The following is a 9041-nucleotide window of genomic DNA, read 5'->3' on the forward strand; positions in this document are numbered from 1 at the left end:
ACCTTTTTTAAGATAGATATTGCCAAGATTAAAATACGCAAGGGCATAGTTCGGGTCTTTTTGTATGGCCTTCTTATATTCAGAAACAGCAAGGTCATTCTCACCCTTTGACTCATAGATGACACCAATCTCCGCATGCCCTGATGCAGAGAGTGTATCTTGACCTATCTTTTCAGGAGGGGATACAAGTAATGTGCCGAATGATGTCTTTTCCCATGCACGGATCAGTTCTTTATAAGAGAATATCTTTTCCTCCTCTTTTCCTGAGTGTGCGATTATAAAACCTTTTTCATCATGGAACCCAACAACCACCATGTAATGATAAATCGGGTAAATATCAAGCCCGAGGTTTAACAGTAATATGAGCGGCATGTTTTTTGATACATTCATCTTTATATCATCAATGCTGCCGCTATAATATCTTGCGTGAAAGCCCTTTTCCCTTGCATACACCAAAAGGTCTGTATTAAGTGTGCCTTTGAGTTTCTTGAGATATATCCCTTTTGCAACCGCATCCTGCGATATTTTCATGCCGTAGAAATTCATGACCATTGCAAGAGAAGCCGGTCCGCAGTAGAATTCCTCCTGTGCAATAAATGGGACACCTGAAATATAATGCCCTTTTGAAGGACTACCTGCAATATCTCCTTTTATGATATTGCCATTTATCCTGTCTGCGCATCCGTAAATAAAAAAAAGGATGGCAGTAGTTATTGCCATCCTTTGGAATGCCATACCCTTCATATCCCTTGTGAGCCAAAGGCTCATGAGTGTTTCATTTTAGTACAACCTTATGTCCTGTAAGATTTAAGATAACAAGGACAAGAACAACTATAAGAAGAAGGGCTATTATAATGCCCACTCCACTGTCACCGCCGGCATAGATGCTGTTCAGTTGACTTGCAAATTGGTGCAGTTCGCTATCGGTTAATCTATCTATCCTTTTATCTATCTCATCCTTTGTGAGTCCAAGGGATGAGAGTTTTTGTGATACTGCCTTTGATTCCAATATCCTCTGGATAGTTGAGACATCACTTTGCCTGTCAAATACCCTTTCATCAGTCTGGGACGAAATTATAAATGCAAGGGACTGTCTGGGCAGACTTGCAATCAGAAAACACATAATTGCCAGATATAGAGCAAGCGGACGGATTAAAAAACATTGTCTAATGCCGATCATTTCATGCACCTCCCGATTGAGAATATGAGGTAAATATATAGAAGTATAAATTTTTTGTCAATAATAAACTGATCGGAAACTGATTGGAACCTATACCTTTTGGCAGGGATCAAACCCCTACAGGGTGTAAGAGGTATTTTCGGAGCATAGTGCCTCTATCTGTCTTTTTGCCTCATGCCTTGCCCAGATGTCTGCCTCAAGAATTTCATCAATCGTATCTGCACGAGATGGATTATGCCTGTTCATGGTATTTTCCACGATGCCGACAATATCTGTAAACCGTATCTCTTTTTTCAAAAATGCATCGACCGCTATTTCATCTGCTGCATTCATTACAGCAGGCATGGTGCCTCCCAATCGCAGCGATTCATATGCAAGTTTAAGGGCAGGGAATCTCTTAACATCAGGTTCAACGAATGTAAGACTGCCTAGTTTGCACAAGTTAAGCGGTGTGACACCTGCCTCAATCCTTTCTGGATATGCAAGGGCATATGATATAGGACACTTCATATCCGCAGAACCCATCTGTGCCAATATTCCTCCGTCAATATATTCTACCATAGAATGAATTATGCTCTGCGGATGGACATGAACCGCTATCCTTTCAGGTGGTATGTCAAAAAGCCATCTTGCCTCTATGACCTCTAACCCTTTATTCATAAGGGTTGCAGAATCAATGGTCACCTTTTGTCCCATCTGCCAGTTTGGGTGTTTTAATGCCTCGTCACAAGTAACTTTAGACAGTTTTCCCAAAGAGGTATTTAAAAAAGGTCCGCCAGAGGCTGTGAGTATAAGTCTTTTAATATCTCCTTTTTGATGTCCTATAATAGATTGGAATATGGCGCTATGCTCGCTGTCTATCGGGAGAAGGGTTGCCTTATTTTTTTTAACCGCCTCCATTACCAAAGCGCCTGCCATAACAAGGGTTTCTTTATTAGCAAGGGCAACATCCTTGCCAGCATTTATAGCAGCAAGTGTAGGGAGCAGTCCAGCAGCACCAACTATTGCTGAAACAACCAAGTCAACAAACTTAAATGTTGCAGCATATTCAAACCCATCCTCACCATACAGCACCCTGCATGACAGATTTTTACCGAGAGTCCCTGCAGTTTCTTTATCAATAACAGAGACAACTTCGGGCTTAAACTCATAAATCTGCCTTTTCAGTAAATCAATATTTCTGCCGGCAGTTAAAACAGCGACCCTGAATTTATCAGGATGCATTCTCACAATGTCAAGGGTGCTTCTGCCTATTGAGCCTGTTGAACCAAGTATTGAAAGAGTCTTCATAATAAACAAATTTAGGCTAAAGGCAAAAGGCTAGAGGCTAGAGGCAGGAGGCGCCATTAGCAACGAGCCTTCAGCCTATAATTATCAGATAATAGTAAAAAAATGGCAGCGGTATTATTATGCTGTCTATCCTGTCAAGGATGCCGCCGTGACCAGGGATGATGCTGCCAGAATCTTTTACACCTGCCCCTCTCTTTAGCATTGATTCAAAAAGGTCTCCCAGTTGGCATAAAACTCCTAAACTGACCGCCAGAAGAACAGTGGTTGATGCGCTCAACTCTTTGAGGAAGAAGGTATTAAAGACAATTGCTGTTATCACCCCGCCTGCAAGTCCGGCTGCTGCACCTTCCATAGTTTTGTTCGGGCTTATAACAGGTGCAAGTTTAGTCCTGCCAAAACCCTTTCCAGCAAAGAATGCAAATGTGTCATTCATCCATATTATAGAAAAGAGGAATAGTAACCACCAGCCGCCGTTTTCAAAAGTCCTTATGCCAATCGCATAGGAAAGAAACAAGCCTATATACAATACGCCCAAAACTGTTTTGCCTATCAAACCAGAAGCAGAGGTTATATCTCTATGACAAAAGAGTGCATATATGAAAACCATAAATATAACCGCCGGGACAAGAGGTAAAAATATTGAGTGTCCAAAGGCATACATCCCTATAGATGCTGACACAGATAGTCCTGTCCCAAATACCTTTAGTCCAAAATCTTTTTCAGAAAACAGTATATTAAAGTATTCCCATGCTGCGAGGATTGTTATGATTATTACCACCAAAGAGAAGTAAACAGGAAATGGATATAAAACCAGAAACACTAATACAGAGATACCTATTGCACCTGTTACAAGCCTTTTGAATAGTTCTGTAGGATTTTTCATTTGCGAGACAGAAGATTATAAATATATCTATTGTGCAAGTTTTAACCTTATCTGTTCTCTGGTAAGGCCGAACCTTCTCTCTCTCTTTTGATAATCTTGCAGTGCCTTTAGTAAATGACCCGGGGTAAAATCGGGCCAGAGGACTTCTGTAACATATATCTCCGCATATGCCACCTGCCAGAGAAGAAAGTTGCTTATCCTTATCTCACCGCTTGTCCTTATCAGGAGGTCGGGGTCTGGTATGTCGCAGGTGTAGAGATTTTGTGAAAAGACCTCTTCGGTTATGTCTTGAGGTGCAATCTTTCCCTCTGCCACATTTCCTGCCAATTTTCTTGCTGCTTCAATTATCTCCTGCCTGCCGCTGTAAGAAAGTGCAAGATTGAGGTTCATCTTGCTATTGTTGCTTGTCTGTTCCTCAATATCATGTATAACCCTTTGAACAGACTTTGGCAGGGCATCAATGTTTCCAATAGCCCTGAATCTTATATTGTCCTTCATCATCTTGTTAAGTTCTGTTTTTAAATGGTTCTTTAAAAGTTCCATTAAGGCATTAACCTCTACTTTGGGTCTGTGCCAGTTTTCAGTAGAAAAGGTATAGAGGGTGAGATATTCTATTCCAATCTCCCTACAGAACCGGGCTATATCCTTTACTGTTTGGACGCCCTTCCTATGCCCCTGTATCCTCCCAAGGGACCTCTTTTCTGCCCATCGTCCATTGCCGTCCATGATTATTGCAATGTGCCTTGGGAGATTATTTTTGTCTAGTGTCTTCATGTTAGGCTATAGGCTATAGGTTATAGGCTATAGGTTATAGGTTTTTGCTTTTCCCATCACCTATTGCCAATTGCCTATTGCCAGTTTTTTATACCTCCAGTATCTCCTTTTCCTTATGATGGAAACCCTCGTCAATCTTTACTATATATTTATCTGTTATGTCCTGAACCTGAGCCTGCAGTTTTTTATGTTCGTCCTGAGATATGGTCTTGTCTTTTTCAAGTTTTTTAAATTCCTCATTTGCATCCCTTCTTATATTTCTTATACTGACCTTTGATTCTTCTGCCATCTTTTTTGCCACCTTGACAAGTTCCTTTCTTCTCTCTTCATTAAGCGGCGGGATAGGTAACCTGATAATCTTCCCATCGTTTGCAGGATTTAAACCAAGTTGAGATGCAAGGACAGCCTTTTCTATCACACCAATTATGCTTATGTCCCATGGCTGGATTGTAATCAACCTGCTTTCAGGGACAGACAATGTGGCAGCCTGATTTAAAGGTGTTAATGTTCCATAGTAATCAATCTGTATGCCGTCAAGGATGGATACAGATGCCCTGCCTGTTCTGAGTCGTGCCATTTCATGATGGAAGACATCAACTGTCTTTTCCATCCGTTCCTTCATCTCTTTTATTATAGTATCCTTCACTCTAACTACTCCTTTACAATAGTTCCAATATTTTCACCCATTATAATCTTTTTTATATTACCCCGCTCTTTTAGATTAAAAACTACTATGGGCAGTTTATTGTCCATACACATTGATATGGCTGTTGTATCCATAACCCTCAGGTTATTTTTAAGCACATCTATATAGGAGAGGTTGTCATATTTTATTGCGTCTTTTGACTTCATCGGGTCCTTATCATACACACCACCCACCTTTGTTCCCTTTAATATGACCTCTGCGTGAATTTCCATAGCGCGCAGGGATGCCGCTGTATCTGTTGTAAAGTATGGATTTCCTGTCCCGGCAGCAAATACTACTACCCTGCCTTTTTCAATGTGCCTTACCGCCCTTCTCCTTATATATGGTTCAGCAACCTCTTTTATCTCTATAGCAGACATTACCCTTGTAAAAACCTCTTTTTTCTCAAGGGAGTCTTGTAAAGCCATAGCATTTATAATTGTAGCCAGCATACCCATATAATCAGCAGTTGCTCGGTCCATACCATTAGCACTGGCAGCAACACCTCTGAAGATATTGCCGCCTCCGATTACGATGGCAATCTCAACACCAATATTATGGATTTCTTTTATTTCTTCTGATATGGAATCAACAATCCCTGTGTCAATGCCAAATGGTTGTTCACCAAGCAATGCCTCACCGGAAAGTTTTAGGAGGATACGACGATATTTTAGTTGGGACATAATAAATGCCGTGATGCGTGAAAGAACAAAATCAAAAATTAAATATCAAAAATCAAAATTAAGGTATTTCATTTTTAAATTTTGATTTATCATTTTGATATTTGCATTTTTATTTTTGATTTAACGTATCACGCTCACGTATAACGGTATTTACATTGCTGCTGCCACTTCTTTTGCAAAATCAGTAGTCTTTTTCTCTATACCTTCACCAACCTTGAACCTTGCAAACCGTCTTATAGATATGTTTTCACCAAGTTTAGCAATTACCGCTGTCAAAAGTTCGCTTATGGTTGTATCAGGATTTTTTACAAATGGCTGCTCCCAAAGGCATATCTCTTTAAGCAACTTATCAACCTTTCCCTCCACCATTTTTTCTATTACCTTTGCAGGCTTACCTGACTCAATCGCCTGTGTCCTGTAAATCGCCTTTTCCTTTTCAATAAAATCCTGATGCACCTCTTCCCTCTTTACATACTGCGGGTTTGCTGCAGCAATATGCATAGCAATATCTTTTACAAGCAACTGAAAATCTTCTGTCCTTGCAACAAAATCGGTTTCACAGTTGACCTCAACAAGAACACCTATCTTGCCCCCTGAATGTATATAATATCCGACAGTTCCTTCAGATGTAATCCTGCCTGCCTTTTTTTGTGCAGCGGCAAGCCCCCTTTCCCGGAGGAAGGTAACTGCAGATTCCATACAACCATTTGTTTCTGCCAGTGCCTTTTTGCAATCCATTATACCAGCACCTGTTGCCTCTCTCAAATCCCTTACCATTGATGCAGATATTTCCATTGTGCCTCCCATGTGTAACTTTCATGCTAAAATATTCAGATGAGTCAGGCAGATGTCCCCAAAAATCAATGTCTATTTTTGGCAGATGTGGTTTTGCTATACAGCAGGTTCCTGTGTAGGGACTGCCACTTCTGATTCTTGAGACACTACAGTTATGTCCCCTACTTCTTCCTTATCAGTAACTGCTTGCAGGGATTCTTCGTATAACTGCCTTCCCTCAACACAGGCATCTGCTATGGCAGATACAAAAAGTTTGATTGCCCGGATAGCATCGTCATTGCCCGGTATTACAAAGTCAATGCCGCCGGGGTCACAATTAGTATCAACAACAGCAACCACAGGTATTCCCAGTTTCGTTGCCTCCCTTATGGCAATTGCCTCTTTTTTTGAGTCAATAACAAACATTGCCTTTGGCAGTGCACCCATCTCTTTGATTCCTGCCAAATAGTTTTCCAGTTTCTGACGCTCCCTGTCCAGTTTAAGCAATTCCTTTTTTGTACGAAGACTCTGAGTGCCTTCTGCAGTCAAGCCTTCCAGGTCCTTTAATCTTTTTATGCTATTTTTTACCGTAGAAAAATTTGTCAGTAAGCCGCCAACCCATCTTGCATGTATATATAACATCCCGCATCTCTGTGCCCCTTCTTTAACTATATCCTGTGCCTGTTTTTTTGTTCCAACGAATAGAATCTTTTCACCCCTTGCCGCAATATTTTTTATAAAATCATATCCATCTTTGAACATCTTTACAGTCTGCTGCAGGTCTATAATATAGATACCATTCCTTGCCCCAAAGATGTATGGTTTCATCTTCGGATTCCATCTTGCGGTCTGATGTCCAAAATGAACACCAGCCTCCAGAAGTTGTTTCATTGTCAGATACGCCATTCTTTTAATCCTCCTTTTGGTTTTCCCTCCGTCCTTCTTATCTTTGTCCAGAATCCTGAAGAAATTCAGGACACCGCTGGAAAGTATGAAAGACGTGTGTTTTAAAAAGTATCAAGAATTTCTATCACAACACATTACCATTTGCAAGTATAAAAAATCGTTTGTCAAGAAAGGAAAGAGAAAGAGGATGCAAGAGGATGGCTATTTTTTCATATAGATTGCATAAATTGTTATGCCAACCCCTATTGTGATAGATGAGTCTGCAATATTAAAGGCAGGCCAATGGTATGAACCTAAATATAAATCTAGAAAATCTGTTACCTCACCGAATAATATCCTGTCTATAAGATTCCCTAATGCACCGCCTGCAATCATGGAAAGCCCTAATCTTGCAAGATGGGTTTTGGATTTTAAATAGAAAGAGGCAATTATTCCTATGGCGGCTACGGAGGTCCCTATTAAAAAGATTTGTCTGAACAGTTTACTCTCTTCTCCAAAGATGCCAAATGCAGCCCCTGGATTTCTTATATATGTGATATTGAAGATGCCCAGTATTACCTCAATAGACTGAAAAAGGACAAGAGAATCCCTGATAATGAATTTTGTAATCTGGTCAATGACCACAATAAGTGCGGCGGTTGTCAGAAATGTCTTATGTATGGTTAGTATTGATGCCTTCATATTTGCAAAAGTCCACTGTGGACTATCAGGTCAAAAATGATATAATATTAATCCTTACCTGTCAAACTTGAAATGGTGAGACGGCGACTTAAAATGGTGCCCCCCACAATAAAGTGCTGTTACCAAAATTACCAAAATTACCTTGACAGGTTCAATACATTTGTATACAGTATACAACAAATAGATGGTAATAGAAGTAGGATTATGCTGATTTTATTTGTCTGAAATCATGGCAAGAAATTATGGTATTACCCAAAGGTGTGATTTGGTAGATGTTGAGTTGCCAAGCCTCATGAGGGATAAATTCCCTTATGATTCCGTGTGCAAGGTCACCTTTGACGGAAAATTCCCTGAAAAAAAACCTACTGAAAGAATCTGGATAACAGATACAACATTCAGAGATGGGCAGCAGGCAAGACCGCCATATACTGTAAAGCAGATAGTTGATATTTATAAGATGTTGAATAAACTTGGCGGTCCGAATGGCGTAATAAGGCAGACAGAGTTTTTTATATATACGGATAAGGATAAACAGGCAGTTGAAGAATGCCTTTCTCTTGGGTTTGAGTTTCCTGAAATAACATCGTGGATAAGGGCTGTAAAGGAGGATTTCAAACTTGTAAAAGAGATGGGGCTCAGTGAAACCGGGATTTTAACATCTGCCTCTGACTATCATATATTCCTTAAACTCAAAAAGACAAGAAGACAGATTATGGACGAGTATCTCGGTGTTGTAAAGGCAGCCCTTGATGCAGGGGTTACACCGCGGTGCCACCTTGAAGATGCTACAAGGGCAGATGTCTACGGCTTTTGCATTCCGTTTGTTCAGGAACTAACAAAACTCCGTGAGGAGAGCGGGATACCCATAAAGGTAAGGATTTGCGATACAATGGGCTATGGTGTGCCGTGGCCTGATGCGGAACTTCCAAGAAGTGTACCAAAATGGATAAGGGCTGTGATTGATGACGGCGGCACACCCGAAGAACTTGTTGAATGGCACGGACATAATGATTTTCATAAGGTTTTAACAAATGCAGTGTGTGCATGGCTTTACGGGTGCAGCGCTGCAAACGGAACGCTCCTTGGCATAGGTGAAAGGACAGGCAATCCGCCTGTTGAGGCGCTTATCATTGAATACATATCTATTACAGGTGATTCAGGCATTGATACAACTGTTATAACAGA

The 9041-nt window shown here is 40.6% G+C and carries 11 protein-coding genes; 1 reads left to right on the forward strand and 10 read right to left on the reverse strand.

Translation table 11 applies throughout. The annotated features are described in order from the left end of the window. The 10 genes from HZC45_00710 to lspA all read right to left on the reverse strand — a co-directional run. The coding region (locus HZC45_00710) for a PA2778 family cysteine peptidase (GenBank protein MBI5681691.1) at positions 1 to 735 on the reverse strand (735 nt) is incomplete at its 3' end. A 40-nt stretch (positions 736 to 775) separates the two neighbouring features. Beyond that, positions 776 to 1180, reverse strand: a complete 405-nt coding sequence (locus HZC45_00715) for a PA2779 family protein (protein MBI5681692.1) — start codon at positions 1178 to 1180, stop codon at positions 776 to 778. Positions 1181 to 1297: 117 nt separating this feature from the next. After that, positions 1298 to 2470: a 1-deoxy-D-xylulose-5-phosphate reductoisomerase gene (locus HZC45_00720; protein ID MBI5681693.1), complete on the reverse strand. Its 1173-nt coding sequence runs from the start codon at positions 2468 to 2470 to the stop codon at positions 1298 to 1300. 70 nt (positions 2471 to 2540) lie between these two features. Next, the gene (locus tag HZC45_00725; protein ID MBI5681694.1) at positions 2541 to 3353 is read right to left on the reverse strand and encodes a phosphatidate cytidylyltransferase; all 813 of its coding nucleotides are present in this window, start codon (positions 3351 to 3353) and stop codon (positions 2541 to 2543) included. A gap of 27 nt (positions 3354 to 3380) precedes the next feature. Then, positions 3381 to 4127 carry an isoprenyl transferase gene (locus HZC45_00730; GenBank protein MBI5681695.1) on the reverse strand — a complete coding sequence of 249 codons (747 nt, stop codon included), beginning with the start codon at positions 4125 to 4127 and terminating at the stop codon, positions 3381 to 3383. Between the two features lie 88 nt (positions 4128 to 4215). Further along, entirely contained in the window at positions 4216 to 4773 is a 558-nt protein-coding gene (gene frr, locus HZC45_00735; GenBank protein ID MBI5681696.1) for a ribosome recycling factor, read from the reverse strand. Positions 4774 to 4778: 5 nt separating this feature from the next. Next, the gene (locus HZC45_00740) at positions 4779 to 5495 is read right to left on the reverse strand and encodes a UMP kinase (GenBank protein ID MBI5681697.1); all 717 of its coding nucleotides are present in this window, start codon (positions 5493 to 5495) and stop codon (positions 4779 to 4781) included. Between the two features lie 150 nt (positions 5496 to 5645). Next, positions 5646 to 6290, reverse strand: coding sequence for a translation elongation factor Ts (gene tsf, locus HZC45_00745; protein MBI5681698.1), 645 nt, complete (start codon positions 6288 to 6290; stop codon positions 5646 to 5648). Positions 6291 to 6386: 96 nt separating this feature from the next. Next, a complete protein-coding gene (rpsB, locus tag HZC45_00750; protein MBI5681699.1) occupies positions 6387 to 7175 on the reverse strand; it encodes a 30S ribosomal protein S2 in 789 nt (262 codons plus the stop codon). Between the two features lie 201 nt (positions 7176 to 7376). After that, on the reverse strand, positions 7377 to 7856 hold the full coding sequence (gene lspA / locus HZC45_00755) for a signal peptidase II (protein ID MBI5681700.1): 480 nt from the start codon (positions 7854 to 7856) through the stop codon (positions 7377 to 7379). Positions 7857 to 8085: 229 nt separating this feature from the next. Between lspA and HZC45_00760 the strand changes: the two genes are divergently transcribed. Then, positions 8086 to 9041 (forward strand): histone-lysine N-methyltransferase (locus HZC45_00760; GenBank protein MBI5681701.1); only part of this gene is annotated, 956 nt, incomplete at its 3' end.

This window comes from Deltaproteobacteria bacterium (assembly GCA_016223005.1).
GTDB lineage: Bacteria > Desulfobacterota > GWC2-55-46 > UBA9637 > GWC2-42-11 > JACRPW01.

Bases quoted from the DNA above. Each gene is read 5' to 3' on its own strand.
- HZC45_00715 (MBI5681692.1), bottom strand. From the start codon at position 1,180: ATGATCGGCATTAGACAATGTTTTTTAATCCGTCCGCTTGCTCTATAT.
- HZC45_00720 (MBI5681693.1), bottom strand. From the start codon at position 2,470: ATGAAGACTCTTTCAATACTTGGTTCAACAGGCTCAATAGGCAGAAGC.
- HZC45_00725 (MBI5681694.1), bottom strand. From the start codon at position 3,353: ATGAAAAATCCTACAGAACTATTCAAAAGGCTTGTAACAGGTGCAATA.
- HZC45_00730 (MBI5681695.1), bottom strand. From the start codon at position 4,127: ATGAAGACACTAGACAAAAATAATCTCCCAAGGCACATTGCAATAATC.
- HZC45_00740 (MBI5681697.1), bottom strand. From the start codon at position 5,495: ATGTCCCAACTAAAATATCGTCGTATCCTCCTAAAACTTTCCGGTGAG.
- tsf (MBI5681698.1), bottom strand. From the start codon at position 6,290: ATGGAAATATCTGCATCAATGGTAAGGGATTTGAGAGAGGCAACAGGT.
- rpsB (MBI5681699.1), bottom strand. From the start codon at position 7,175: ATGGCGTATCTGACAATGAAACAACTTCTGGAGGCTGGTGTTCATTTT.
- lspA (MBI5681700.1), bottom strand. From the start codon at position 7,856: ATGAAGGCATCAATACTAACCATACATAAGACATTTCTGACAACCGCC.